Source organism: Rahnella sp. PCH160, from assembly GCF_047784855.1.
In the GTDB taxonomy this organism is placed as follows: Bacteria; Pseudomonadota; Gammaproteobacteria; order Enterobacterales; family Enterobacteriaceae; genus Rahnella.
The window spans coordinates 1204329-1230342 of record NZ_JBLOGT010000001.1 but is presented as its reverse complement, the minus strand read 5'-3'; the positions used below and the strand labels follow the sequence as shown (position 1 = coordinate 1230342).

The 26014-nt window shown below is 52.6% G+C and carries 26 protein-coding genes and 1 pseudogene; 11 read left to right on the top strand and 16 right to left on the bottom strand.

The genetic code is table 11. From position 1 onward, the window contains the following. Nucleotides 1-32: 32 nt before the first annotated feature. A complete protein-coding gene (locus tag ACM5QY_RS05680) occupies nucleotides 33-443 on the top strand; it encodes a hypothetical protein (RefSeq protein ID WP_416119632.1) in 411 nt (136 codons plus the stop codon). 141 nt (nucleotides 444-584) lie between these two features. Here ACM5QY_RS05680 and ACM5QY_RS05675 read toward each other — a convergent pair whose 3' ends face one another. Together ACM5QY_RS05675 and metE are read right to left on the bottom strand one after the other, a co-directional pair. Continuing rightward, on the bottom strand, nucleotides 585-1190 hold the full coding sequence (locus tag ACM5QY_RS05675) for a response regulator transcription factor (protein WP_416119631.1): 606 nt from the start codon (nucleotides 1188-1190) through the stop codon (nucleotides 585-587). A gap of 211 nt (nucleotides 1191-1401) precedes the next feature. Further along, complete coding sequence (gene metE, locus ACM5QY_RS05670; RefSeq protein WP_416119629.1) at nucleotides 1402-3681, bottom strand: 5-methyltetrahydropteroyltriglutamate--homocysteine S-methyltransferase; 2280 nt, start codon at nucleotides 3679-3681, stop codon at nucleotides 1402-1404. A gap of 103 nt (nucleotides 3682-3784) precedes the next feature. On the opposite strand from metE, the gene metR reads away from it, so the two are divergent. Beyond that, nucleotides 3785-4720, top strand: coding sequence for an HTH-type transcriptional regulator MetR (gene metR / locus ACM5QY_RS05665; protein WP_416119628.1), 936 nt, complete (start codon nucleotides 3785-3787; stop codon nucleotides 4718-4720). On the opposite strand, the gene ACM5QY_RS05660 is transcribed toward metR, so the two are convergent. Next, nucleotides 4626-5525 (bottom strand): carboxylate/amino acid/amine transporter, encoded by a 900-nt coding sequence (locus ACM5QY_RS05660; RefSeq protein ID WP_416119627.1) that lies wholly within the window; start codon nucleotides 5523-5525, stop codon nucleotides 4626-4628. The genes metR and ACM5QY_RS05660 overlap by 95 nt on opposite strands. 202 nt (nucleotides 5526-5727) lie before the next feature. Between ACM5QY_RS05660 and ACM5QY_RS05655 the strand changes: the two genes are divergently transcribed. Next, on the top strand, nucleotides 5728-6039 hold the full coding sequence (locus ACM5QY_RS05655) for a DUF2756 domain-containing protein (protein ID WP_416119625.1): 312 nt from the start codon (nucleotides 5728-5730) through the stop codon (nucleotides 6037-6039). Nucleotides 6040-6073: 34 nt separating this feature from the next. Here the strand turns inward: ACM5QY_RS05655 and ACM5QY_RS05650 are convergent, their stop codons facing one another. Then, entirely contained in the window at nucleotides 6074-7003 is a 930-nt protein-coding gene (locus tag ACM5QY_RS05650) for a LysR family transcriptional regulator (RefSeq protein ID WP_416119624.1), read from the bottom strand. Between the two features lie 244 nt (nucleotides 7004-7247). Here ACM5QY_RS05650 and ACM5QY_RS05645 point away from each other — a divergent pair, with 244 nt between their 5' ends. The 8 genes and pseudogenes from ACM5QY_RS05645 to ACM5QY_RS05610 all read left to right on the top strand — a co-directional run. Then, complete coding sequence (locus tag ACM5QY_RS05645) at nucleotides 7248-7862, top strand: hypothetical protein (protein WP_416119623.1); 615 nt, start codon at nucleotides 7248-7250, stop codon at nucleotides 7860-7862. Between the two features lie 27 nt (nucleotides 7863-7889). Then, on the top strand, nucleotides 7890-8669 hold the full coding sequence (locus ACM5QY_RS05640; protein ID WP_416119622.1) for an AfsA-related hotdog domain-containing protein: 780 nt from the start codon (nucleotides 7890-7892) through the stop codon (nucleotides 8667-8669). Then, nucleotides 8662-9495: a hypothetical protein gene (locus ACM5QY_RS05635; RefSeq protein WP_416119621.1), complete on the top strand. Its 834-nt coding sequence runs from the start codon at nucleotides 8662-8664 to the stop codon at nucleotides 9493-9495. The genes ACM5QY_RS05640 and ACM5QY_RS05635 overlap by 8 nt, the downstream gene beginning before the upstream one ends. A 9-nt stretch (nucleotides 9496-9504) precedes the next feature. After that, nucleotides 9505-9735: a tautomerase family protein gene (locus tag ACM5QY_RS05630; protein WP_416119620.1), complete on the top strand. Its 231-nt coding sequence runs from the start codon at nucleotides 9505-9507 to the stop codon at nucleotides 9733-9735. Beyond that, nucleotides 9732-10406 (top strand): HAD family hydrolase, encoded by a 675-nt coding sequence (locus ACM5QY_RS05625; protein ID WP_416119619.1) that lies wholly within the window; start codon nucleotides 9732-9734, stop codon nucleotides 10404-10406. The genes ACM5QY_RS05630 and ACM5QY_RS05625 overlap by 4 nt, the downstream gene beginning before the upstream one ends. Nucleotides 10407-10414: 8 nt before the next feature. Beyond that, complete coding sequence (locus tag ACM5QY_RS05620) at nucleotides 10415-11629, top strand: MFS transporter (protein WP_416119618.1); 1215 nt, start codon at nucleotides 10415-10417, stop codon at nucleotides 11627-11629. After that, nucleotides 11626-12018: a carboxymuconolactone decarboxylase family protein gene (locus ACM5QY_RS05615; RefSeq protein ID WP_416119616.1), complete on the top strand. Its 393-nt coding sequence runs from the start codon at nucleotides 11626-11628 to the stop codon at nucleotides 12016-12018. The genes ACM5QY_RS05620 and ACM5QY_RS05615 overlap by 4 nt, the downstream gene beginning before the upstream one ends. Nucleotides 12019-12033: 15 nt before the next feature. Then, nucleotides 12034-12834 (top strand): annotated as a pseudogene (locus tag ACM5QY_RS05610) (acetyl-CoA C-acyltransferase); the annotation flags it as partial. Between the two features lie 118 nt (nucleotides 12835-12952). Here the strand turns inward: ACM5QY_RS05610 and ACM5QY_RS05605 are convergent. From ACM5QY_RS05605 to ACM5QY_RS05550, 12 genes are all read right to left on the bottom strand, one after another. Continuing rightward, nucleotides 12953-13951: an aldo/keto reductase gene (locus ACM5QY_RS05605; RefSeq protein WP_416119615.1), complete on the bottom strand. Its 999-nt coding sequence runs from the start codon at nucleotides 13949-13951 to the stop codon at nucleotides 12953-12955. Nucleotides 13952-14095: 144 nt separating this feature from the next. Continuing rightward, complete coding sequence (gene ugpQ / locus ACM5QY_RS05600; RefSeq protein WP_416119613.1) at nucleotides 14096-14836, bottom strand: glycerophosphodiester phosphodiesterase; 741 nt, start codon at nucleotides 14834-14836, stop codon at nucleotides 14096-14098. 2 nt (nucleotides 14837-14838) lie between these two features. Next, nucleotides 14839-15912 (bottom strand): sn-glycerol-3-phosphate import ATP-binding protein UgpC, encoded by a 1074-nt coding sequence (locus tag ACM5QY_RS05595; protein WP_416119611.1) that lies wholly within the window; start codon nucleotides 15910-15912, stop codon nucleotides 14839-14841. 6 nt (nucleotides 15913-15918) lie between these two features. Then, nucleotides 15919-16764 carry a sn-glycerol-3-phosphate ABC transporter permease UgpE gene (gene ugpE, locus ACM5QY_RS05590; RefSeq protein WP_416119609.1) on the bottom strand — a complete coding sequence of 282 codons (846 nt, stop codon included), beginning with the start codon at nucleotides 16762-16764 and terminating at the stop codon, nucleotides 15919-15921. Further along, nucleotides 16761-17648: a sn-glycerol-3-phosphate ABC transporter permease UgpA gene (gene ugpA / locus ACM5QY_RS05585; protein ID WP_416119608.1), complete on the bottom strand. Its 888-nt coding sequence runs from the start codon at nucleotides 17646-17648 to the stop codon at nucleotides 16761-16763. The genes ugpE and ugpA overlap by 4 nt, the downstream gene beginning before the upstream one ends. 171 nt (nucleotides 17649-17819) lie before the next feature. Then, nucleotides 17820-19133, bottom strand: a complete 1314-nt coding sequence (gene ugpB, locus ACM5QY_RS05580; protein WP_416119606.1) for a sn-glycerol-3-phosphate ABC transporter substrate-binding protein UgpB — start codon at nucleotides 19131-19133, stop codon at nucleotides 17820-17822. A gap of 222 nt (nucleotides 19134-19355) precedes the next feature. Next, entirely contained in the window at nucleotides 19356-20543 is a 1188-nt protein-coding gene (locus tag ACM5QY_RS05575; RefSeq protein WP_416119605.1) for an aminotransferase-like domain-containing protein, read from the bottom strand. A gap of 131 nt (nucleotides 20544-20674) precedes the next feature. Then, on the bottom strand, nucleotides 20675-21376 hold the full coding sequence (gene livF, locus ACM5QY_RS05570) for a high-affinity branched-chain amino acid ABC transporter ATP-binding protein LivF (protein WP_416119603.1): 702 nt from the start codon (nucleotides 21374-21376) through the stop codon (nucleotides 20675-20677). Between the two features lie 27 nt (nucleotides 21377-21403). Further along, a complete protein-coding gene (gene livG, locus ACM5QY_RS05565) occupies nucleotides 21404-22174 on the bottom strand; it encodes a high-affinity branched-chain amino acid ABC transporter ATP-binding protein LivG (RefSeq protein WP_165061854.1) in 771 nt (256 codons plus the stop codon). After that, nucleotides 22146-23459 (bottom strand): high-affinity branched-chain amino acid ABC transporter permease LivM, encoded by a 1314-nt coding sequence (locus tag ACM5QY_RS05560; protein ID WP_416119601.1) that lies wholly within the window; start codon nucleotides 23457-23459, stop codon nucleotides 22146-22148. The genes livG and ACM5QY_RS05560 overlap by 29 nt, the downstream gene beginning before the upstream one ends. Beyond that, nucleotides 23456-24382, bottom strand: coding sequence for a high-affinity branched-chain amino acid ABC transporter permease LivH (livH, locus tag ACM5QY_RS05555; protein ID WP_101079414.1), 927 nt, complete (start codon nucleotides 24380-24382; stop codon nucleotides 23456-23458). Before livH ends, ACM5QY_RS05560 begins: the two co-directional genes overlap by 4 nt. Nucleotides 24383-24542: 160 nt before the next feature. After that, nucleotides 24543-25655, bottom strand: a complete 1113-nt coding sequence (locus ACM5QY_RS05550; protein ID WP_416119599.1) for a branched-chain amino acid ABC transporter substrate-binding protein — start codon at nucleotides 25653-25655, stop codon at nucleotides 24543-24545. Between the last annotated feature and the right edge of the window lie 359 nt (nucleotides 25656-26014).

Here is a 26014-nt window from a genome sequence, read left to right as displayed (position 1 = left end):
GTCGGTGGCACTGTCTTTCTAAGGAGTCCGCTATGGCAGCCGTCATGCTTGAATCCTCACAAAGTTTCCTCATCAGCCAGATTCTGGCCGCCTTTTCTGGTTTGTTTGGCGGGCTGAGTATTTCGTTCTTCTGGCAACCTAAAAAACTGCACCAGCATGGCCGGCTTTCCGCCGGGCTTATCATCTGTAGTATCAGCGTTGCGGCGACGTTTGCCCTCGGCGGTCTGGTCTCTCGCTGGCTGGGGATGAACTTTAGTCAGGCCGATAATGCCATGGGATTAGGCTATGGCCTTGGGGTGGTGAGCGTTGGGGTCATTGCCTGGCTGGCCAATTTTTTCAACCGCCGGGAAGACAGCGATATTCTGGAAGTCGCCGGAGAACTTAAGCGGGTCGCTCGCGGGCTTCGTGCCAGCAGACAGGAAGGGAACAACTCACAAAATTAAATCCTGATTAACTTATCAGACGTTGCAGCAGTAACGTCTGATGTTTTTTTCAGTCGTACTGTAAATGAATAATCCCTGGTGAAAAATAAACGTCCAATGGCGGGCTTTATTTACTTATCGAAACGATTTCTTTCAAAAAAATTACTCATCTGCAGACATCATCATCGCGGCCTGAGTTCTGTTTTTCACATTAAGACGACGATAAATAGATTCAAGATGTGACTTTACTGTTCCGGCGCTGATATTAAGATGACGGCTAATTTGTTTATTTGATTCGCCGGCGGCAATAAGCCTTAACACTTCCCGCTGACGATCGCTTAATTTTGTTAATAATGCCTGGTCACTGTCCATATCCCAGACGCTTTCACTGTGCGGAATACAGACCATCCCGCAGCAGGCCGTTTTTATTACCTGAAAAATAGTGTCCATTGACGCTTCTTTCGATACCACCGCAACGGCATGATGTTCCAGGAAGCGCCGCAGCGAGTCTTTCCTCACCCTCATTAACATCACGATGATACGAATATTGGGATATCGGGTGGCAATATCATCGAGCAAGATAAACTGCGAACTATTCTCCATTCCTCCGTCAATCAACATGACAGAAATAGGCATTGCCGACAGTATATCCCAAATACCTTCGCACTGACTTACGCCATTGACAGAGATATCCGGCATTGTATTTTTGAGGCCAGCCGTCATTCCCTGTATAAAAAGCGGCAACGGATCAACAATGAGTATGTTCATTATAATGACTCCCATAACGTAGAAATTGCGTGTGTGTCGGACCAGAGGAAAATTCCTCTGCTTAACGAGTATTGACGCAATAATTAATAAAGGGAGACGTCATTCGGCCTATGACATAAGACCAACAGACAAAGGAAATAATCCTTTTTTCAGACAGGGAAATAAAAAAGAGGCACCGAAGTGCCCCAAAAGTTTCACCAACAACACAACATCAGCGTTTTTCGGCGCGCAGGCGTTTGGCGGCTTTTACCATGTTTTCCAGCGATTCGCGGGTTTCCGGCCAGCCACGGGTTTTCAGGCCGCAGTCCGGGTTGACCCACAGACGCTCTGCCGGGATACGGTCTGCCGCTTTGCGCAGCAGGTCTTCGATCCATTCCACGCTTGGCACGTTCGGTGAGTGAATGTCGTAAACGCCCGGCCCGATTTCGTTCGGATATTCGAAGTCTTTGAATGACTCCAACAGATCCATATCGGAACGGGAGGTTTCGATAGTGATGACGTCAGCATCCAGCGCGGCAATGGAATCCATGATGTCGTTGAATTCGCAGTAACACATGTGGGTGTGGATCTGCGTGTCATCACGGGCAATTGCGGCGTTCAGTTTGAAGGCATCGACTGCCCAGCGCAGATACGCATTCCATTCTGAGCGGCGCAGCGGCAGGCCTTCGCGCAATGCCGGTTCGTCAATCTGGATGATGCCAATACCGGCTTTTTCCAGATCTTCCACTTCGTCGCGCAGTGCCAGACCGATTTGCTTAGCGATGGTTTCACGGCTGACGTCTTCACGCGGAAACGACCAGCAGAGAATGGTGAGCGGGCCGGTCAGCATTCCTTTCACCGGTTTTTCAGTCAGGGACTGGGCGTATTTCGCCCACTCAACGGTGATGGCTTGCGGGCGGCTGACATCGCCGATAATCACCGGGGGTTTAACGCAGCGGGAACCGTAGCTCTGTACCCAGCCGTTTTGGGTGAACACAAAACCGTCCAGATGTTCGCCGAAATATTCCACCATGTCGTTACGTTCAGCTTCGCCGTGAACCAGTACGTCGATATCCAGACGTTCCTGTTCTTTAATCGCCTGGCGGATGTGCTCGCTGATGCCGGTACGATATTTGGCGTTATCCAGACGGCCCTGTTTGAAGTCCAGGCGCAGACCCCGGATTTCGGTGGTTTGCGGGAATGAACCGATCGTGGTCGTCGGCCATGCCGGCAGATTAAAGCGGGCACGCTGCGCAACGGCGCGCGTCGTGTAAATGCTTGGACGCTCGATGTCCGCCGCCGTAATCGCGGCAACACGTTTGCTCACGGCTGCGTTATGAACGCGTGCGGATTCGCGGCGGGCGCGGATTGGCGCACTGTATTCCGCCAGTTTCTGCCGGGCTTCTGCGGTCGGATTATTCAGTGCAGAGGTCAGCAGTGACAGCTCGGCGCATTTTTGCAGGGCAAAGGCGAACCAGCTTTTCACTTCTTCATCCAGACGGCTTTCAACGCTTAAGTCGATCGGGCTGTGCAGAAGCGAACATGAGCTGCCGATCCAGACATTGCGGCCTTCCACCAGCGGCTTCAGACGGTCAAACCAGGTGCTCAGATCTGCACGCCAGACATTACGGCCATTAATCACGCCAAGTGAAATTAGCCAGTCTTTTGGCAGCGCGTTGATCACGGTTTGCAGGTCGTCGTGACCGGCAACAGCATCAATGTGCAGCCCCTGAACCGGCAGTTGGCGGATAGTGTCGAGGTTATGACCGACGCTGTCGAAATAAGTCGTCAGCAGCAGTTTGATTTTGCTTTGTTGCAGTGCGGTGTACGCCGGTTGGTACGCATCCAGCCATTCCTGCGGCAATTCCAGAACCAGCGCAGGTTCATCAATCTGCACCCATTCGATGTCGCGTTTGGCCAGTTCAGCCAGCACCTGCTGGTAAACAGGCAGAATGTCGTTGAGCAGGGAAAGGCGGTCAAATTGCTCGCCTTTCACTTTGCCGAGCCATAGGTAAGTCAGCGGCCCGAGCAGAACTGGTTTCACTTTGTGGCCGAGCGCCAGTGCTTCATCCACTTCTTCCAGCAGCTGTGTCCAGGTCAGTTTGAATTTTTGTCCTTTAACGAACTCCGGCACCATGTAGTGATAGTTGGTGTTGAACCATTTGGTCATTTCCGCCGCGGCAGCCGGTTTACCGGTTGGTGCGCGGCCACGGCCAAGTCGGAATAAGGTATCAAGATCGACAGAACCGTCAGCATTCTGGTGACGTGCAGGCACGTTACCCAGCAAGAGGCTGGTGGTCAGTACGTGATCGTACCAGGCGAAATCGCCCACCGGCACAAGATCCACGCCTGCTTCTGCTTGTTGTTTCCAGTGGCGGGCACGCAGTTCACGGCCGGTGGCCAGCAGTTCTTCCTGAGTGGCGTTGCCTGCCCAGTAGCTTTCCTGCGCTTTTTTCAGTTCACGACGCAGACCAACGCGTGGAAAACCCAGAGTGTGATTCAGTATCGTCATCTTTAAATTCCCATTTAGCCATCCAGATGTTTACACATCCATAATCCGCAGGTACTGTATATTGCACAAGCGCAAATTATTCATGTCACAGTGAAGGACTCTCATGATCGAACTGAAACACCTGCGAACGTTGCAAGCACTGCGCAACACCGGGTCACTGGCCGCCGCCGCCTCGCAGCTTCATCAGACACAATCGGCCCTGTCGCATCAGTTCAGCGACCTTGAGCAGCGGTTGGGTTTCAGGTTGTTCGTGCGGAAAAGCCAGCCGCTGCGGTTTACGCCACAGGGCGAAATCATGCTGAATCTGGCTGAACAGGTGCTGCCACAAATCCAGCAGGCATTACAGTCGTGCAATGAGCCGCACCAGACTTCACTGCGCATTGCGATTGAATGTCACAGCTGTATTCAGTGGCTGACGCCCGCGCTGGATAACTTCCACCAGAACTGGCCGCAGGTGGTGATGGATTTCAAATCCGGCGTGACGTTTGACCCGCAACCCGCACTGCAACAGGGTGAGCTGGATATCGTGCTGACCTCCGATATTCTGCCGCGCAGCGGTTTGCACTATTCTCCGATGTTCGATTATGAAGTCCGTCTGGTGCTGGCACCGGATCATCCGCTGGCGACCAAAACGGTGATTACGCCGGAAGACTTAAGTACGGAAACCCTGATGATTTATCCGGTTCAGCGTCAGCGTCTGGATATATGGCGGCACTTCCTGCAACCGGCAGGCATCAGCCCGTCGCTGAAAAGCGTCGATAACACGTTGTTACTGATTCAGATGGTGTCGGCGAGAATGGGGATTGCGGCGTTACCGCACTGGGTCGTGGAGAGTTTTGAGCGCCAGGGTCTGGTCGTGACCAAAACCCTGGGCGACGGTTTATGGAGCCGCCTGTTCGCCGCCGTGCGCGACGGCGAACAGCGCCAGCCAGTGACCGAAGCGTTTATTCGTTCGGCGCGGCAGCACGCGTGCGATCATCTGCCGTTTGTTCGCGACGCGGCACGACCCAACGCCGGTGTACCCACAGTGAGGACATAATCACTGCCGCACCGAGGATAAAACTCGGCCAGTGAGGCTGCTGTTGCCAGATCGCCAGATTAACCAGCAGCCCGGCCGGGACGTGAAAGTTGTTCATAATCCCCAGCGTTCCGGCGTCCACCTGCGTGGCCCCGTAGTTCCACATGAAATACCCCAGCCCCGAAGCGCCAATGCCCAGCCAGACCAGAATGCCCCATTGCAGATCCGTGGTCGGCAGTTTTTGCGGATTTCCCCACAAGAACCAGGCCACCACGGCGCAAAGCAGCGCACCGATATAAAACCACGAAAACGCTGTATGTTGCGGCACCGGACGGGTTTCCATCAGACGTTTATACCCTACCTGGCCGATGGCAAAACAGATGTTCGCCGCCTGTACCAGCAGCAAACCGATAATGAAGTGTTCGCTGATATGGTCGTAACGGATAATCGCCGCTCCGGCCACCGCCAGCAGTGCGCTCAGCGCGTAACCCATGCGAATTTTGCGTCCGCTGATCAGGTCATAAATCAGCGTCACGTACAGTGGCGTCATCACCGTAAACAGCAGGAATTCCGGCACCGACAGGTACAGATACGCTTCAAAGCTGATGAGATACATGATCCCAAGCTGCATCGCGCCGACCGCCATATACAGCACAATGGTGGTGAGCTGATAGCCTTTCCAGCGCAGGAATGGCAGAAATACCAGCGCCGCCAGCCCTAAACGGACCAGCACGGCGAAGACGCTGTCGACCTGTCCGGCCAGATAAACCCCGATCAGGCTGAAGGAAAAGGCCCACAAAATAGTGGTGATAATAAGTAAAGGCACGGCAGTTGAGCCCTAAAATGTTAAAGATGCACGATTGTAGCGGAATGCGGATAACCGCGGCGTGTGAAGGTGGTTTACATATGGTCAATTATAGAGCAAACGAGAGCATCCCCACGCTTTGAGGGATTCGTGCCGTGAAATCTCACACCCGTTGGTGTGATGGCATACACTTAACCGATGACTGGAAATGGAGGAAGACCAAATGAAAATCATGCATGGAATCATCACCGCCCTGCCGTTGTTGTTCGCCGTACAGGCGGCCAGCGCGGTCGAGAAAGTGCCGAATACGAACGATCCGCTGCTGACCAATCCTTCACAACAAAGGATGCAGCAACAGCAGCAGGTTAACCAGCAGATGCAAAAGCGCCAATTGCAGCAAGGCATAAACAACAGCCAGCAGCAACAACAGCTCAGGCTTCGTTCACAGATTCAAAATGATCAGCAGCGTCTGCAAACCCAACAGCTGAATCAGAACAATCAGCAGCTAAATCAGAAATTGAATCAGACGCCGTAAAGGCGTCTTTTCATCTGGTTCTGCCCTGCCTGGTTTAAATCCGTTCAGATTGCTCTCCGGGGACAAGCGGCATCAACTGCTCTACGGCTCTGAGTACATTTTCGCGCTGCTCATTTTTGCGAACCACTAAATAGACATCAATATTCAAGTGCCGTGCCGTCCGCGCCTCCAGCTTGCGATAACACAACCCTTCACGCGTCGACAAACACATAGATTCAGGCATCAACGCCATCCCTTTTCCACGGGACACATTCGCCAGCGTCAGCAAAGAGTCATCTGGTTCTGATTTCCGCTTGAGAGTAAAAGGCAGCTTTCCAAAAAATGCTTCGCACTTATCATAAAAGCTGGGGTTTGCGCTGCGGCTGAACCAATACAGTGGTAAATCAGCCACATCCTGCAATGAGAGGCTGTCCTTAATACTGGCAGGGTGTGATGAAGGCAACGCCAGCATCAGAGGCTCGCGATGCAACCAGCGGAAATCGAATTCGTCATCATTACTGGAAGATTTCTCCCCGGTTAACGCGATATCCAAATTTCCACGGCCGAGGATTTGTAATAACTGCCTGGACGTCAGCTGATAAGAAGAAACATCATCAGCATCAATCAGTTTTTCCAGGTCTGCATTAATGGTGGGAATTAACGTGAAATCCAACGTTCTGGTCACGCCAATTCTGACGGTTCCACTTTCTACTTTAAGACTTTTGACCAATTGTGAAAGTTGTTCAATGAGTTGCATGGCCTGAGCCTGTAACCGCACCCCTTCCTCAGTTAAGTGAACCTGATGAGTATTACGGGTAAAAAGATGGCAACCAATCACATCTTCAAGGCACTGAATCTGCCGGGTCAGCGGGGGCTGAGTCATCCGCATCCGCTCGGCCGCACGCCGAAAATTCAGTTCATGAGCGACAACAACAAAGCATTGTAATTGTTTGATTGTAGGCAATTTTTCGCTGAAAAAATTCAATGCATAGCTCCCGCGCCATTTTCCCTGGTTCCAGAGAGAAATAGGGAATAGTCAATGTCAGAAAAATAACCTGTCCGGGTGTCCGTTACAGTTGAAAGAGTGCTGTTAAATAGGTTACCCGAAGCAACCATCACTTTCCATAACCTGTGTGATACCAAATCTATATTACAAAAGTAACAATTCTCTAAAAAGAGTGAATTGATATTGTGATGTCTCTCACACACATCTCTAAAGAGGCTTTACTATGTCAGCTAAATATGTACTTATCTCGCGCTTCCCGTTGAAAACCAATACTGATAAAACGCTTTTCTCTTCATTAAATAATAGCGATAGCAAAAAATATTTTTTCTCCGACGAGCAGGGCATCAATGAATTATTGGAGCTGCGTGCTTTCAGTTCAATTGCTGACATTGAAAGTCAGGAAGGTGAATTAGAAGAAGCATTTAAAACATTCGCCAAAGTGCTCGCCGGTGATGTTCGCCGCGAGTTGGTTAAGTATGTTGAAGCCCCGATCGACTCCACGAATGATTTACCAGCGACTGAATATGTACAACTGCGTCATGTCGAAGTCCCTGCAGAGAATTACAGTCAATATCGTCAATGGCGTGACGAGACCATTTTCAATGTGGTTCGTGACAACAAAGATAAGATCGTCAGCTTTGGTGCTTATCATTCATTGATCAGTGGTCAGCCTGGCGTGATGTTTATCTCCGCATTCAATGGCAATAAAGAAGCCTATAAAGAAGCCTTCACCAACGAGCGCTACCAGACAATTATCCAACAAGCAGGGGATAATTACATTACTGGCGGAAACGAGGGGCTTTACACCCGGTTCTATCGTTCCATTTCGGGTTGTTGATGTTTTCTCCTATGATAGGAAATAATCATGACTAAAAGAATCATTGTCGTTGGTGACAAATTTAGCGAATTTTCTAACGGAAAAGATGTTGTTACGATTAGTCAGTTAGATCTCATCACACAAATACCCGCACATATCATTGATACGGACAGTCATTTTATTGTAGGCCAAGGTGTTCGTGATGATTATGCCGGCAAGGTATTGGATAATCAGCGCCGGAATAAAAACCATGAGAATAAACTCGACTTAACCGAATTACAGCAACTGACTACCTCTGCCAAAAATGCACACTCACATAAGAAAATGTACCACAACACCTTAATTGGCATGGCAGAAAGGGTTGAAGAGGATTTATTTGCACTCTCGTTATTAATTGATGAGCGTTGCGAGTTGATGGCTGATCATCAGACAGGTCAGCATATTCAGGGAATGATATTGGTTGAAGCTTGCCGCCAGACTTTTATTGCCATTACGGAAGAGTTTTATATGGCCGGGCAGGCGGGTAAGTCCTATTACGTTATTAATGACATGAATATTAAATTTGAGAATTTTCTTTTTCCACTTCCGGCGCTGGTTAATTATGAGTTAGTGGAGAAAGACATTAATGAAAGAAGATCGCGCTTTAAGGCCACGATTCGAATATCTCAGCACACCACGTTATGTGCAACGATGTCAGTCGCGTTCACCGTTTATCCTTCAAGCGTGATCAGTGAGAAGGAAGGATTATTAGCCACAGACATGACCCACTCCATTTTACAGTCACCAATAACACACTCTTTAGTGGCTGACGGGAGCACACATGTCTAAACCAAGCGGCCAGCATTATACTCTGGCCGTGACCACGCAGGGGCCGCTTTACCCCCCTGCGGAGGTCGTGGACGCGCAGGGGAACTTTGTTGTTATCGGTCAGATCTCAACGCACGCCGGCATTGCCTGGGGTGGCGCGATTGTGGATAAGAACAGCCCACTCCCGCCGTTTGGCCAGGTAAAACCTTATACGATTATTCATCATATTAGTGAGTTAACGGAAGATCAGCTGGCCGAAATTACGCTTTACACCCTGCCACTGCCTCTTCCTCTGAATAACTACCCGATGCTGTTTGCCCCGGAACAAAGACCGCAGGCAGCACAGGACAAGCGGCCAGCACGACCGCTGCATGAAGGTTATATCGCCGATTGTCGCCCGGCAGATGGCCGCCGAAAATTGCCGGCCATCACACTGGCAGACTGGGTTAAAGCTCAGGGCGAACTCGTCGTGACGTTGAGTGAAGATAAACGCTCTGCGCGTTTTGATTTTATATTTAAAAATCTAATACCTGACAGTCTGTATACCATAATGAGTTTAAGGGAAAGAGATCTTGCCCCGAAGCAACCGAGCAGACCTGGCCCGTTAGGTATTCCGAACGTATTTATTACCGATGCACAAGGCAATGCAACCTATTGGGCTGAACTTCCCAATCCATTTCCTGCCACGGGTAATGAACGAAATCGAGTCATTAATGTTGTGGTGCTTTTTATGAGCTGCCAACAAAGTTATGGCGGTGCAATCGGCCTGTATGGTTTGGGTGGGGATATTCATGCTCATCTAAAATTAACGACATTATCTTTCAGTGAACTAAATACTTCTGAATAAGGAAAGACTATGCCATTTGCACAAATCACCACCTGGAAAATGAATGATGAGACTAAAGTTAAAAAATTAGTCGAGGACATCACCCATGCCATCCATCTGCACTGCGGCGCACCTCTGGATAAAATATCTGTGGTGATCAGCGAATTACCCCCTTCCCGCTGGTCCGATGCCGGGATATTAGGCAATGATGAAACATTCCCTACCCAAAGTCGCAGGAAAAATTATGAGGAGAAGCTGTGAAATCAGCAGCAGCTTTTTTTGATGTGGATGAAACATTGATAAAAATGAAAAGCATGTTTCATTTTTATCAATACTGGAGCGATGTTTTCCAGTGGCAGGAAAAACATCAGCATTTTACCGAGAGATTCAGGCAAGCATTATCGGCAGGCACTGCCAGAGAAGAACTTAATAGGATGTATTATCGCGAATTTGCTGGCGTAAATATTGATGACCTTAACCGTGTGGGAGAAAACTGGTTCAACACCTTCTTACAGCACGATGAGGTTTATATTTCGAGTGCAGTCGATGCACTTCGTCAACATAAATCTCTCGGGCATGTGACGGTATTTATCTCGGGTTCAATTCTGCCTATTTTGAAACCGCTGGGAGAGCATCTCGGCGTTGACGCCATACTTAGCGCGCCGCTACTGATTAATAGCAGCGGAAAGTTAACCGGCGAAATTGGTGAGCCACAGACCATTGGCCGTGGGAAACAGCGAGCATTATTAGAATTTAGCCAAAAAAATACGATTAACCTCACAAAGAGTTATGCCTATGGCGATGATCTTTCAGATATTCCGATGTTGGAAGTAACAGGCTATCCCGTATGTGTCGGAGCAGGTTCAAAACTTGCTGAATATGCGCTTCAGAATAAATGGACCATTCTTGAACAGAATGTTCCAGCAACGTAAGGAATATTATGAATATCTCACATCATGACCATCCCCCTCTGAGTCTGCAAACATGGCTGGCGCTGATTATTCTCGCGCTTTCTACGTTCACCATCGTTACCACGGAATTAGCGCCAATTGGCCTGTTAACGCCCATGGCACAGGGCTTACACCAGTCTGAATCGATGATTGGTCTCACCGTCACGCTGTATGCCTGGGTTGGGGCGATCAGCGCCCTACTCTCTTCGCTGTTTTTGGGCAACCTGCCGAAGAAAATGCTGTTGCTGGTATTGACCTTGATTATTTTAGTTTCTAACAGCCTCTGCGCATCGGTTGACAGCTATTCATGGTTGCTGGCGGCCAGGGTCATTGGTGCACTCGCGCACGGTGCGTTTTGGGCAATGATCGGGGCTACCGCCGTTTCGATGGTTCCTGTGCGGTATATCGGCGTAGCAACCTCGGTGGTTTTTGGTGGCGTCTCTGCTGCAAGCGTATTTGGTGTGCCGCTTTCAAACTATATCGGCCTTAATCTCGGCTGGCGTCCGGCCTTCTGGCTGATGTCATTACTCAGCGTGATCGCTTTTTTCGGCATCGCCCTGATTGTACCGAAAGTTAAAAGCAGCAGCACGCTGGGGCTTGATGCTCTGGGCCGGGTATTACGCTCCGGTGCTCTGTGGAAAATCTATGCTGCCACCCTGCTGGCGATCACCGCACACTTTGCCGCATTCACCTTCATCGAACCCTGGCTACACAGCGTTAACGCCGTATCTGCCAGCATGATCCCAGTCATGCTATTCGTTTTTGGTATCGCCGGTTTAGCGGGCAATTTTGTCACCGGTATGTTGATTGATAAATGGTTGAAGCCTTTGGTATCGCTCTCCGTGGTGCTGATTGCCGCAACGCTGATCACCCTTGGACAATGGGGTGAAAACCTGGCTGCGGGCCAAATTCTGGCACTGATTGTGGTCTGGGGCCTGGCGGTTTCCGGTATTTTCGTCGGCTTCCAGACTTGGGTATTGAGGCTGGCGGGCGAGAACGCTTTCCCCGCGTCGGCCATCTACGTCTCTTTCTTTAATGGGGCGATTGGTTGTGGCGCACTGGCTGGCGCCTGGCTGGTCTCCACACTGAGTATTCCTGTACTCATGAGCATTGCCGGCGTAGCGATCGCCCTGTCATTACTTCTGGTCGCGATCATTCCGATAAAAGTTCAGCAGACATCCATTCTCTCCGGGGAGGCAGCATGAAATCAGGCAAGGAGTTAACAGAGTACGGCCGTTCGATTATGGACAAGTTAGAGACAGGTCTGGCTGACAAAGTCACTTCACGTTTAAGTGAACTGGACACCGACCTGCCAAAGCTTATCACCGATTATGCCTTTGGAGCGGTGGTGGGACGTCCAGGCCTGGATCTCAAAACACGCGAGATGATTACCGTCGCCTCGCTCATCACATTGGGAAACGCGCAGCCTCAGCTTGAACTGCACATGCGCGGTGCGATGAATGTCGGGGTGACCCAGGAAGAATTACTGGAGATTGTCATTCAAATGGCGGTGTATGCCGGTGTTCCTGCCTGTATGAATGCCCTCACTGCTTACCGCTTAGCGGTCGCGCAGTACCGGGCGCAGAACCATTAACCAAGGAAACACACCATGATAGAAGTAGTGGTAGTCGCGGCAAAACGAACCGCAACGGGAAGTTTCCAGGGTTCACTGGCTGAGCAACCGGCAACCGCATTAGGCAGCGCCGTCATTAAGGCGCTGCTCGACGAAACCGGCATTCCGACAGGGGCCATTGAGCAAGTCATCATGGGACAAGTTCTGACCGCAGGCTGTGGCCAGAACCCGGCACGGCAAACCGCATTACTGGCAGGGTTGCCTGCCACCGTGAATGCAATGACCGTCAATAAAGTCTGTGGTTCCGGTCTGAAAGCCGTGCATCTGGCGATGCAGGCGATTCAATGCGGCGAGGCTGAGGTCGTGATCGCCGGGGGGCAGGAAAATATGTCTCTGGCTCCGCATATTCTAAACGGTGCTCGTCAGGGACTGCGCCTCGGTCACGGCGAGTTCAAGGACACGTTGGTTCACGACGGTTTATGGGATGCCTTTCACCATATCCATATGGGCGTGACGGCAGAAAATGTCGCCCGTCAGTTCAACATCCCCCGTTCACGTCAGGATGAATACGCTGCCATTTCACATCAGCGGGCATTAAAAGCACAACAGGCTGGACATTTTCGCGACGAGATTGTGCCGTTTGAATCTGTCACCCGCAAAGGGGAAGTCAGGGTGTTTTCTCAGGATGAAGGACCGCGCGAAACCAGCTTCGACAAGTTATCTCAGTTGAAGCCGGCATTCGAAAAAGCAGGCACCGTTACAGCAGGCAATGCCTCATCACTCAATGATGGCGCAGCGGCAATCCTGCTCTGCAGCCGTGCAAAAGCCGAGAGCCTGGGCCAGGTGGTGGGGAAGGTGTGGCTCTGGCAGTACGACGTGATTGAAGGTTAATCGAGACAAAAAATAAAGGGCTGATAATTCAGCCCTTTATTATCCTGGCGGTCAACCTACGGCGCTAAGCATTCACGCCTTTCATTCCTTCGAGGCTGTAACGCTCACCTTTAATTTCAATCCTGTTTTTAAGCGCATTAATAAACGCCACATCCTCTGGGCTTAACCTAATGTCAGCCGCACCGGCATTTTCCACCGCATACTGACTGTTTTTGGTGCCGGGGATCGGCACAATCTGATCATATTGCGCAAGAAGCCACGACAGGGCAATTTGTCCCAATGTGCAGTGATACTTTTCGGCCAGGGGCTGAATAACATCCAGGATGCGGGTGTTGTACTTCATATTTTCATCACTGAAACGGGCGTTGTTTTTACGGAAATCCCCCTCAGAGAAATGGCTGTTATTACGGTATTTCCCGGTCAGGAAACCTCGTCCCAGCGGCGCATAAGGCACCACGCCAATCCCCAGTTTGACAGCCATCGGCAGGATGTCCTGTTCAATATCACGCGTCCAGAGGGAATACTCGGTTTGCAACGCAGCGACCGGGTGAACATGGTGAGCTTTTTCGATCGTGGTCGCCGAAACCTCACACAGCCCCACATGCGCAATTTTACCCTCTTTCACCAATTCGCTCAGGCAAGACATACTCTCCTCAATGGAGGCCTCAGGGTTGACGCGGTGCAGGTAGTAGAGATCAATGCGTTCCACGCCCAGACGCTGCAAGGACTCATGACAGCATTGGCGAATGTAATCAGGCTGGTTGTTGATGCTGCGTTCGTAGGTGGCGTCTACCGGGCGATCGATACCACATTTTGTGGCGATTTTGATTTGTTCACGCTGCGCACTTTTCAGCGTAGCCAGAAAATGTCCGATCAGGCGTTCGTTATGTCCACGACCGTAGACGTTAGCGGTATCGATCATGTTAACGCCGGTGTCGATCACCGTTTTCAGTACCTCAAGGGAATGCGCATCTTTCGCTTCGCCGTAGAACTCACTCAGTCCCATTGCGCCAAAGCCCATCGCCGATACGCTCAACTCTCCACCTAATGTTCTTGTTTGCATCTTCGTCTTTCCTCAGAATAAAAAGTGAGTATGAACCAAGGTCAGAACCGGAAGAATTCCAAAGATATTAATATAAAAAAGGTATCACCGGGATATCACAAAGAGGATATCCCTTTTCGCAGCTGGCGTTTTCAGGCGATTAACTCAGACAAAATCCGGCCCAATCACATCAATCTTATCCGTACAGATGCAATCTACGCCCCAGCGCAGTAACTCGCGGGCGCGGTCCGGGTTATTCACGGTATACACCAGAATATGCAGCCCGGCGGCTTTGATTGCTTTCACGCGTTCTTCATTGAGCAGTTTGTGATTGAGATGCAAAGACACGCATTCCAGTTCGTCGGTCAGCGCTTTCCAGTTTTCGTGCCAGGTGTCGATCAGCAAACCGCGCGGAAGTTCGGGGGCGGCTTTTTTGGCGGCGACCAGCGCATCGAATTCGAAGGAAGAAAGCAGCGGCGGAACGGCCTGATTTTTCCACAATTCACGGGCAGCCAGCGCGACGTCGGTGCCGGTTTTTTCATCCAGCCCGGTCGTTGGTTTGATTTCGATATTCACCATCATGTTATGGTGCGCACAACGTTCCGCGACCTGCGACAGCAACGGGAGTTTTTCCCCTTTGAACTCTGCGCCGTACCAGTCACCGGCGTCGAGCCGTTCGAGTTTTTCCCACGGCAATTCACCTGCCACGCCCCAGCCATTACTGGTGCGGTTCAGCGTGTCGTCGTGCAGTAAGAAAATTTCCCCACCCTGTGCCAGTTTGGCGTCAAATTCGATCATCGTGTGACCGTATTTCGCGCCCACGTCGATAGCCGCCAGCGTGTTTTCCGGTGCCAGCGCGCCGCCGCCGCGGTGCGCCACAATGCGAGGATAAGGCCAGGCTTTCATGTTCATTCCATCCGTAATCCGCTGTGGGTATCGAAAAAGTGTAACGCTTTCGTCGGGAAAACCAAGCGTAACAGCGAACCGGCGGCAGGAAATACTTCATGTGATAAACGCACCACCACGCCGCTGCCCGCCAGTTTGCCGTGCGCCAGATTATCTGCGCCCAGCAATTCCAGCGTATTGAGCACCATCGGAATGCCGTTTTGCGTGTCGTCCGTGAGCTGAATATGTTCAGGACGAATACCGACCGTCAGTTCGCGGCCACCCCATTCCGGGCGAGGAACCGGCAGCGGAAGTTCAAAACCCCCCTCCATCACCAGCGAGGTGCCGTCAGTGGTCAGCTGACCGGGCAGTAAGTTCATCGCAGGAGAACCGATAAAGCTGGCGACAAACAGGCTGGCCGGACGGCGGTAAACTTCCGACGGCGTGCCAATCTGCTCGGCAATCCCTTTGTTCATCACGATGACGCGTTCTGCCAGCGTCATCGCCTCAACCTGATCGTGCGTCACGTACAAACTGGTGGTGCGCAGGCGGCGATGCAGTTCCTGTAATTCGAGGCGCATCTGCACGCGCAGTTTGGCATCAAGGTTTGAGAGCGGTTCGTCGAACAGGAAAACCGCCGGTTCACGCACAATGGCGCGCCCCATCGCGACACGCTGACGCTGGCCGCCGGAAAGCTCGCGCGGCTTGCGTTTCAGCAACGGGCCGAGTTCGAGAATTCGCGCCGCTTCTTCCACGCGCGCCTGGATCTGCGCCTTGCCGAAACCGCGAATTTTCAGGCCGTACGCCATGTTGTCGAACACGCTCATGTGCGGATACAGCGCGTAGTTCTGGAACACCATCGCGATACCGCGATCTTTCGGTTCCAGATCGGTGACCCGCTGGTCATTAATGTAGATATCGCCGGACGTCGTGCGCTCCAGCCCGGCCACCATGCGCAGCAGCGTGGATTTGCCGCAGCCGGAAGGCCCGACCATCACGATGAATTCGCCGTCGGCCACGTCCAGATCAATGCTCTGGATAATCTGGTTTTTGCCGTCGTAAGACTTTGTCACTGCCTGTAATTTCAAATTTGCCATTTCGGTTTACTTCTCACTGTCTACCAGACCGCGCACAAACCAGCGCTGCATCAGGAGCACCACCGCCAGCGGTGGCAATAAGGTCAGGATCATGGCCGCCATCACCTGATTCCATTGGGTCGAGCCGTCGCCTGAGGAGATCATGCTTTTAATCCCCGCCACCGCCGTGCCCATCGAGGCATCGCTGGTGATCAGAATCGGCCACAGATATTGGTTCCAGCCATAAATAAAGGTGATAACAAACAGCGCGGCCAGATTGGTTTTGGACAGCGGCAGCACGATGTCCCAGAAGAAGCGCATCGCGCCCGCGCCGTCGATACGCGCCGCTTCGAGCAGCTCATCCGGCAGGGTCATGAAGAACTGGCGGAACAGGAACGTCGCGGTCGCCGACGCCATCAGCGGCAGCGTCAGGCCGGTGTAGCTGTCGAGCATATGCAGATTGGCGATCACCTGAACGGTCGGGAAAATACGCACTTCCACCGGCAGCATCAGCGTCATGAAAATCAGCCAGAAGAACAGGTTACGCAGCGGGAAACGGAAATAGACAATCGCGTAAGCCGAGAGCATCGAGACGGAGATTTTCCCGACGGTGATCACCATCGCCATAATAAAACTGTTGATCAGCAAACGGCCAAACGCCGGGCTGTTGTTGCCCGCGCCCTGCGTCCAGATGGTGCTGATGTTTTCCCACAAATGGCCGCCAGGGATCAGCGTCATCGGCACATCGAAAATCTGTTTGTTATCCAGCGACGCCGCCACAAACGCGACGTACAGCGGGAACAAAATCACCAGCACGCCAAGCAGCAGCATGACGTGGCTGAAAATATCCAGCCCTTTGCGATTTTCAATCATTGGTAACGCACCTTACGCTCGACAAAGCGGAACTGAATGAACGTCAGGCCGATCACCAGCAGCATCAGAATGACGGACTGCGCGGCGGAACTGGATAAGTCCAGACCGGAGAAACCTTCGCGGTAGACTTTGTAAATCAGAGTCGTGGTCGCCTGAACCGGGCCACCGCCCGTCGCGGCGTCAATCACCGGGAAGGTATCAAAGAAGGCGTACACCAGATTCACCACCAGCAGGAAGAAACTGACCGGCGAAATCAGCGGCAACACCAGATTGAAGAAACGTCGCACCGGGCCCGCGCCGTCGATAGCGGCCGCTTCCACCAGCGATTTTGGGATCGACTGCAACGCCGCCAGAAAGAACAGGAAGTTATAGCTGATTTGCTTCCAGACCGACGCGAGGACGACCAGGAACATCGCCTGACCGCTGTTTTGCGCGTGGTTCCAGTTGTAGCCAATCGAGCCGAGGAAATGCGAAATCAGGCCGAGGCCGGGGCTGAACAAAAACATCCACAATACAGCAGCCACGGCGGGCGCAACGGCGTAGGGCAGGATCATCAGCGTCTGATAAATCCGGCTGCCGCGAATAACGTGATCGACCAGCGCGGCGAAAAACAGCGACAGCACCAGCCCGAAAAAAGCCACCATAAAGCTGAATTTCAGCGTGGTGTAGAAGGAGTCGAGATAGTACGGATCCTGAAACAACTGCGTGAAGTTCGTCATGCCCGCAAACGTGCTGGAAAGCCCGAACGGATCCAGTGTCTGCACCGAATACCACAGCGCCTGCCCCGCAGGCCACAGGAAGAATATCGCGGTGATCAGCAGTTGCGGCAATACCAGTGCGTACGGCAGCCAGCTGCAACCAAAACCGGGACGGTGTGAACTCATAATGGTTTACTCGTTGAAACGATGACGGGTTTAGCTTCTCCCCTGCGCAGGGGGAATGCTGTTTTGCTCCCTCCCCTGCGAAGGGGAGGGTTGGGGTGGGGTATTAATGACAACTCAGTCGTTTGTTAAACCCCCTCCCGGCCTCCCCTTCGCAGGGGAGGAGCAAGAAAATTACTTGGTCGACGCTTCGAAGCGACGCAGCAATAAATTCCCGCGCTGTACCGCAGTATCCAACGCTTCTTTCGCCGTTTTCTTGCCGCTCCAGACGCTTTCCAGTTCTTCGTCCACGATGGTACGAATCTGTGGCATGTTGCCCAGACGCAGACCTTTGGTGAACGGTAATGGCGGTTTGTTCAGCATCTGGCGGGTGGCAACGTCAGAACCCGGGTTCTTCTCGTAGAAGCCTTCTTTTTTGGTCAGCTCATACGCGGCTGTCGTAACCGGCAGATAACCGGTTTTCTGGTGCCATTCGGCAGCGATTTCCGGCGTAGTCAGGAATTGCAGGAATTCGGCAACGCCTTTGTAGGTGTCTTTGTCTTTACCGTTCATCACCCACAGACTTGCACCGCCGATGATGGCGTTTTGTGGCGCGCCTTTGATGTCTGCGTCGTAAGGCATCATGCCTACGCCGTAGTTGAATTTAGAATACTGACGGATATCAGCCAGAGAACCGGAAGACGCGGTGGTCATCGCGCAATCGCCGTTATAGAACTTGGCGGTGGATTCGTCTTTACGACCAAAATAGGTGAAATCACCTTTTTTGTTCATGTCTTCGAGCATCTGGATATGTTTGATTTGCTCTGGTTTGTTGAATTCCAGAACGGCATCAGTGCCATCGAAACCGTTGTTTTTGGTCGCGATCGGCAGGCTGTGCCAGGCGCTGAAGTTTTCAATCTGGATCCAACCCTGCCAGCCGCTGGCGTAACCACATTTCATGCCCGCTTCGCGCAGTTTCTGGGTGTAAACCGCCATGTCCTGCCAGGTTTTTGGCGGCTGATCCGGGTTCAGACCGGCTTTCTTAAAGGCGTCTTTGTTGTAATACAGCACCGGCGTGGAGCTGTTGAAAGGCTGCGACAACAGGCGGCCTTTGGAATCGGAGTAGTAGCCGGAGACGGTCGGCACGAACTGGGAAACGTCTTGTTTAAGACCGGCATCGCTGAACACTTCGTAGACCGGTTTGATGGCTTTGCTCGCCATCATGGTTGCGGTGCCCACTTCGTAAACCTGCAGGATAGCGGGCGCATTACCGGTGCGGTACGCCGCAATACCGGCGGCCAGGCTTTCGTCGTATTTACCTTTGTAGACAGGCACGATTTTGACATCAGGGTGAGTCTGGTTAAAACGGTCGGCCAGAGAGTTCACTTCTTTACCTAACTCGCCGTCCATGGAATGCCAGAAAGGAATTTCTGTCACAGCAAAAGCGTTGGCGCTTAAAGCCAGCGTCAGCGCGGTGCCGAGTACCGTTTTTTTGAGATTGATGAACATGCCTGTCTCCTGAATTCTGCTGGTGTAAAAGGGGCAGAGATAAATGGGGTATTGAGAAACGTTTTTATGCGGAGGTAACATGACACGGCTAAATTACAGATAAATAACAGTTAAATGACATTGACGTTACAGCAGCATGAAGTGCAGGTGACGAACAGATGGCAAAAAAGAAGGCGCATCGGGTGAGCGATACGCCTTATAAAGAAGGGGAAAGCGGGGGTTTTACAGCGCGCGTTTCAGGCGGGCAACGGCCTCATGCATCTGCTCTTCGGTCGCGGTGGCGAACGACAGGCGGAAGGTCGAGTGATCCGGATTATCGGCGTAGAAGAATTCGCCCGGCACAAACACCACGCCCTGCTCCAGGGTCTTTTTCATCCACTCTGCGCAGTTACGCGGCTCGCGGAAACGCGCCCACAGGAACATGCCGCCTTTCGGATATTCAAACGTCAGCACGTCGCCCAGCTCGCGCTCCAGCAACTCCGCCAGGATCTGGCATTTCTTTTTGTACGCGGCACGAATCGTTTCGATTTGCGCAGGCAAACGCCCCAGACCGAGATAGCATTCGGCAATCGACTGTGACAGCGCGCTGGCGTGCAAGTCTGCCGCCTGTTTGATGATCGCGACTTTGTGCAGCAACCAGTCAGGCATAATCACCCAGCCCAGACGCAGACCCGGTGCCAGAATTTTGGAGAACGTTGAGGTGTAGATGATGTTATCGGCGTGACCAAACAGCGCTTTCGACAGCTCAAACAGCGTTGGCTGACGCTCGTCGGTGAAACGCAGTTCGCCGTACGGATCATCTTCCACAATCAGGAATTCATGTTTTGCCGCCAGCTGAACCAGCTGTTCACGACGCGCACGGCTCAGGGTCACGCCGCTCGGGTTGCCAAACGTCGGCACCAGATATACGCCTTTGATTTTGCGGGTTTTGAGCAGTTCGGCCAGCTCATCAACAATCATGCCGTCGCCATCGGTGCCGACAGAAAGGATGTTCGCCTCCGCCAGCTCCAGCGTTTGCAGTGCCGCCAGATACGTCGGGCGCTCTACCACAAAAATATCATCCGGATTCACTACCGCGCGCATCACCAGATCCAGCGCCTGCTGGGAACCGGCGGTCACCACGATATCATCGGGTTTAGCCACTACGCCGCGTTCCTGACAAAGCTCAGCAATACGCTCACGCAGCGTATAACTGCCTTCGGTCAGGCCATACTGGAATGCGTGCTCCGGCTGTTCCGTGATCGCCCGTTGCGTGGCTTCACGCAGACCGTCAAAATCAAACAGCGCCGAAGAAGGAATACCACCCGCCAGTGAAATAACGCCTTCCATTTTGCTGTGTTTGAGCAGTTCCCGGATGGCTGAACTTTTAAGCCTGACCATACGGGCGGCGAGTAAACCTTCTGTGTTCATGAAATGTTCCTGAAGAGGTGCAACGTTATTAGAATGTGAGAGATGTTAATTTATAGGCAAAACAAAAACCGCAAAGCGCCAGCCGTGCGGTTTTATAGATTTATCACAGATTTTCGAACTCCAAAGCGGATTTATGCGCCGAGATACGCCGCACGTACCGCTTCGTTCGCCAGTAATGCCGCGCCGGTATCTTCCAGCACCACATGACCGTTCTCCAGCACATAACCGCGATCGGCGAGTTTCAGCGCCTGATTGGCGTTTTGCTCGACCAGGAAGATGGTCATCCCTTCTTCGCGCAGTTGCTGGATGGTATCAAAAATCTGCTGGATGATGATCGGCGCCAGACCGAGCGACGGCTCGTCGAGCAGCAGCAAACGCGGCTGGCTCATCAGCGCACGGCCAATCGCCAGCATCTGTTGCTCGCCGCCGGACATGGTGCCTGAACGTTGCAGACGGCGCTCTTTCAGACGCGGGAACAGCGTATACACGCGTTCCAGACGTGACTGAAACTGATCACGCGTGGCAAAGAAACCGCCCATCGCCAGATTCTCTTCCACCGTCATCCGCGAAAATACGCGGCGGCCTTCCGGCACAATCGCGATATCGCCGCGCATGATTTTGGCGGTCTGCCACTGGGTGATGTCCTGGCCTTCGAAAATAATCGCGCCGTGCGACGCCCGCGGTTCGCCACATAAACTGCCGAGCAGCGTGGTTTTCCCCGCGCCGTTCGCGCCGATCAGCGTGACGATTTCCCCTTTGTTGATATTCAGGCTGACTTCATGCAGCGCCTGGATTTTGCCGTAATGGGCGGATACCTGATTAAATGACAACATCTTGTTCTGTCCCTTAGCCTTCGCCCATTAACCTTCGCCTAAATAGGCGCGGATCACGTCAGGATTATTACGAATTTCGGCCGGTGTGCCCTGCGCCAGCGGCGTGCCCTGATTCACCACGTAGATACGGTCGGAAATGCCCATCACCAGTTTCATGTCGTGCTCAATCAGCAGGACCGAGACATTGTGCTGGTTGCGCAGTTCGGCAATCAGTTGGTTCAGCTCTTCGGTTTCGCGCGGATTCAGACCGGCAGCGGGTTCGTCGAGCATCAGGATTTCCGGGCGCGTCACCATGCAGCGGACGATTTCCAGACGGCGTTGCTGTCCATACGCCAGATTACCGGCCTGACGGTTCGCCAGTTCGAGTAAACCCACGCGTTCAAGCCAGTCGGCGGCGCGATCCAGCGCTTCGGCTTCTGCACGACGGAATCCCGGCGTTTTGAACAGACCGGCCAGAACGCCACTTTTCAGATGCTGATGTTGCGCGACCAGCAGGTTTTCAATCACCGTCATTTCGCGGAACAGACGGACGTGCTGGAACGTACGTACCACGCCCATGCGGGCAATTTTCTGCCCCGGCAGGCCTTCAAGATGCTGATCGCGCAGTTTGATGGTGCCGCCGCTCGGTTTGTAGAAACCGGTCAGGCAGTTGAATACCGTGGTTTTACCGGCACCGTTCGGGCCGATAAGGGAAACAATTTCGCCCTGATTGAGGTTCAGCGCCACATTGTTGACCGCCAGCAGGCCGCCAAAACGCATCATCAAACCTTCAACGGCTAACAGAGGTTGCGTGCTCATGCCTGTTCCCCTGATCGGCGATTTCTTTCTTCGACAGTTTCATTTTCAGCTGCGGACGTTTCATCGGCAACAAGCCCTGCGGACGCCAGATCATCATCAGGACCATTAAGGCACCGAGAAGTAACATGCTGTATTCGTTCAGATCACGCATCAGTTCGCGGGAAACCACCAGCAAGATGGCCGCCAGAATAACCGCAAACTGCGAGCCCATTCCGCCGAGCACCACGATAGCCAGCACGAAAGCGGATTCCGCAAAGGTGAAGGATTCCGGGCTGACGAAGCCCTGACGCGCAGCGAACAGCGTACCGGCAAAACCGGCAAACGCGGCGCTGATGGTGAACGCGGTCAGTTTGATGCGGGTCGGGTTCAGCCCCAGCGAACGGCAGGCGATTTCATCTTCACGCAGCGCTTCCCACGCGCGGCCCAGCGGCATACGCAGCAGGCGGTTGATGATGAAGAGCGTCACCAGCACCAGCAACAGCGCCACCATGTACAGGAAAATAATCCTGTCGCTCGGGTCGTAGGTCACATGGAAGAAGTTGCTGAAGGTATCCCAGCCGCCGTCGCGCGGCGTGCGGCTGAATTCCAGCCCGAACAATGTCGGTTTGGGGATCTGGCTGATGCCGTTCGGCCCGCCGGTCAGTTCGGTGTTGTTGAGCAACAGGATACGGACGATTTCTCCAAAGCCGAGCGTCACAATCGCCAGATAGTCGCCCCGCAACCGCAGAACCGGGAACCCGAGCAGGAAACCAAACGCCGCCGAAACCAGCCCGGCGATCGGTAAGGCTTCCCAGAAACCGATGCCGTAATAGTGGTTGAGCAATGCATAGGTGTAAGCGCCGATGGCGTAAAAACCGCCGTAACCCAGCACTAACAGGCCGGACAAGCCGACCACCACGTTCAGGCCGAGGCCGAGCATGATGTAGATGAGCGTCAGCGTGGCGATATCCACCGTGCCGCGCGAGACGATAAACGGCCACGCGATGGCGGCAATAATCAGCACCAGTGCCAGCAGCTTTTGTTTCGGCGTCGAGCCATCAAAACTGGGCAATACCCAGCCCGGCCCGGAAACTTTTTTCAGGCCGCTGCTTACAAGCGGACGGAACAGCTGAAACACGAAAACAATCGCGCAGCCAACCGCAATCCACATCCAGCGAACTTCGCCTGCGCCGTTCACCACCAGTTTGGTGCCGTCCAGGCTCAGTTGCAGCCCCATAATGAAAGCGGCCAGCACCAGCAGAACGAAAGCGGAAACCAGCGCATTTAACAGATTCAGGCGCTTCATACTTTTTCCACCTCCGGACGGCCCAGAATACCGGTCGGCAGTACCAGCAACACCACAATCAGCAGCGCGAAGGACACCACATCTTTGTATTCCGTGCTCAGATACGCCGACGTCAGCGCTTCGGCCACGCCCAGAATAAGGCCGCCGATCATCGCACCCGGAATGCTGCCGATGCCGCCCAGAACCGCGGCGGTGAAGGCTTTCATCCCGGCCATAAAGCCGATGTACGGGTTAATCACGCCATAAAATTGCCCCAGCAGAACGCCCGCCACCGCCGCCATTAATGCGCCAATCACGAAAGTCAGGGAGATCACGCGGTCAGTGCTGATCCCCAGCAGGCTGGCCATTTTGAGATCTTCGGCGCAGGCACGGCACGCGCGCCCCATGCGGGAATAACGGATGAACAGCGTGAGCGCCAGCATCGCGATAAAGGTCACGATCCAGATAATCAGCTGCATAGTGCTGATGGTCGCCGCAAAGCCGTTTGCTTCGCCGAGTTTCCACTGGCCGGTGACCAGACTTGGTAACGCCAGATCGCGTGAGCCTTGCGTAAGGCTGACGTAGTTTTGAAGGAAAATAGACATCCCGATGGCGGAAATCAGTGCAATAAGACGCTTGGAGTTACGCACCGGCTTATACGCCACGCGTTCAATACTCCAGCCGTAGGCACTGGAAATCACAATCGCCGCGATAAATCCGGCACCGATCAGCAACCAGCTGGCATCGATACCCATCATCATCAGGGCGGCAATCACGATAAAGGAAACATAACTGCCGATCATATACACCTCGCCGTGGGCGAAGTTGATCATGCCGATAATGCCGTAAACCATGGTGTAACCAATGGCGATCAGCGCATAAGTGCTGCCCAACGTCACGCCGTTGAACATCTGCTGAATGAAATAGAGAAACTGCTCTGACATACCCTATCCTTATTAATCAAGGGTTTGATGACTTGTGCTACTCCTCCCCCTGCGAAGGGGAGGCCGGGAGGGGGTTGTGCAAACGATTGAGTTGCCATTAATACCCCCCCCAACCCTCCCCTTCGCAGGGGAGGGAGCGGAGGACCACTTTGTTGCGGTTTTATTTGATAGGGGTAGACGTACCGTCTTTATGCCACTCGAAAATACCGAATTCGAATCCTTTCAGGTCGCCCTTCTCATCCCAGCTCAGCGGGCCCATTACGGTGTCCACAGAAGCTGATTTCAGGTTTTTAGCAATGTCTGCCGGTTCCATGCTACCGCTGCGTTCCATACCGGTGGTCAGCGCCTGCAATGCGGCGTAAGTCGTCCAGACGAACGGACCGGTTGGATCCAGTTTCTTCGCTTTCAGGGAATCTACGATTGGCTGGTTAGCCGGAACCTGGTCATAACGTTTTGGCAAGGTCACGAACATGCCTTCGGACGCATCACCGGCAATGTTAGAGAGTGAGGAGTTGCCCACGCCTTCCGGCCCCATGAATTTCGCATTCAGACCCGCCTGTTTGGACTGACGCAGGATCTGGCCCATTTCCGGGTAATAACCACCGAAATAGACGAAGTCCACGTTGTCTTTCTTCAGTCGTGCAACCAGCGTTGAGAAGTCTTTGTCGCCTGCGGTGATACCTTCAAACAGTACGACGTTGCCGCCGCCTTTTTTCAGCGCGCCCTGTACGGAACGGGCCAGGCCTTCGCCGTATTGTTGTTTGTCATGCACAACGGCAATACGTTTTGGTTTGATGGTGTTGAGGATGTAATTTGCGGCGGTCGGGCCCTGATCGGAATCCAGGCCGGTGGTACGCATCACCATTTTGTAACCGCGGGTGGTCAGGTCTGCGTTGGTCGCCGCGGGCGTGATCATCAGAACGCCTTCGTCTTCGTAGATGTCAGAAGCCGGCTGTGTTGAGGATGAACACAGGTGGCCGATCACGTAACGGATACCGTCGTTGATCACTTTGTTGGCGACGGCAACCGCTTGTTTCGGGTCACACGCATCGTCATATTCAACGCCAACCAGTTTGTCGCCCTTCACGCCGCCTTTGGCGTTGATGTCTGCGATCGCTTGTTTTGCCCCTGTAAACTCCATATCACCGTACTGGGCGACCGGACCTGACATAGCACCCACGATGGCGACTTTGATATCTTTTGCAAATGCAGCCTGACTCATTGCCAATGCAATACACCCTGCCAGCCAGATCTTACCCTTAGTTGCTTTCATCGATTACCCCGTTGATGTGTGTTGTGGTTTGCTCTTTGCCTGCCTGTTCAAAACATCATCACTTAAGAAATTTAGTATAAGTAATAATGAGTTACCGGCTTATTTCGCCTTATTTTCTAATAAGACTTTATAATTCATATCATTAAACAGGAATTTTCTTCTGCAAATCAAATAGCACAGTCAGAAATATGAGGTGTAAACAGAATTTTATCTGGGCATAAAGTCGGTACATTTTCAAACAATCAGTGGTTAACGCTGGCATTATTGATTAAAGCCAACATTTATCGCTTATACAGGGATCGCCAAAAAAGTTTTCGACTTGATACTGTACAAAAAAAGTTACGCCCGATTTTCAGACG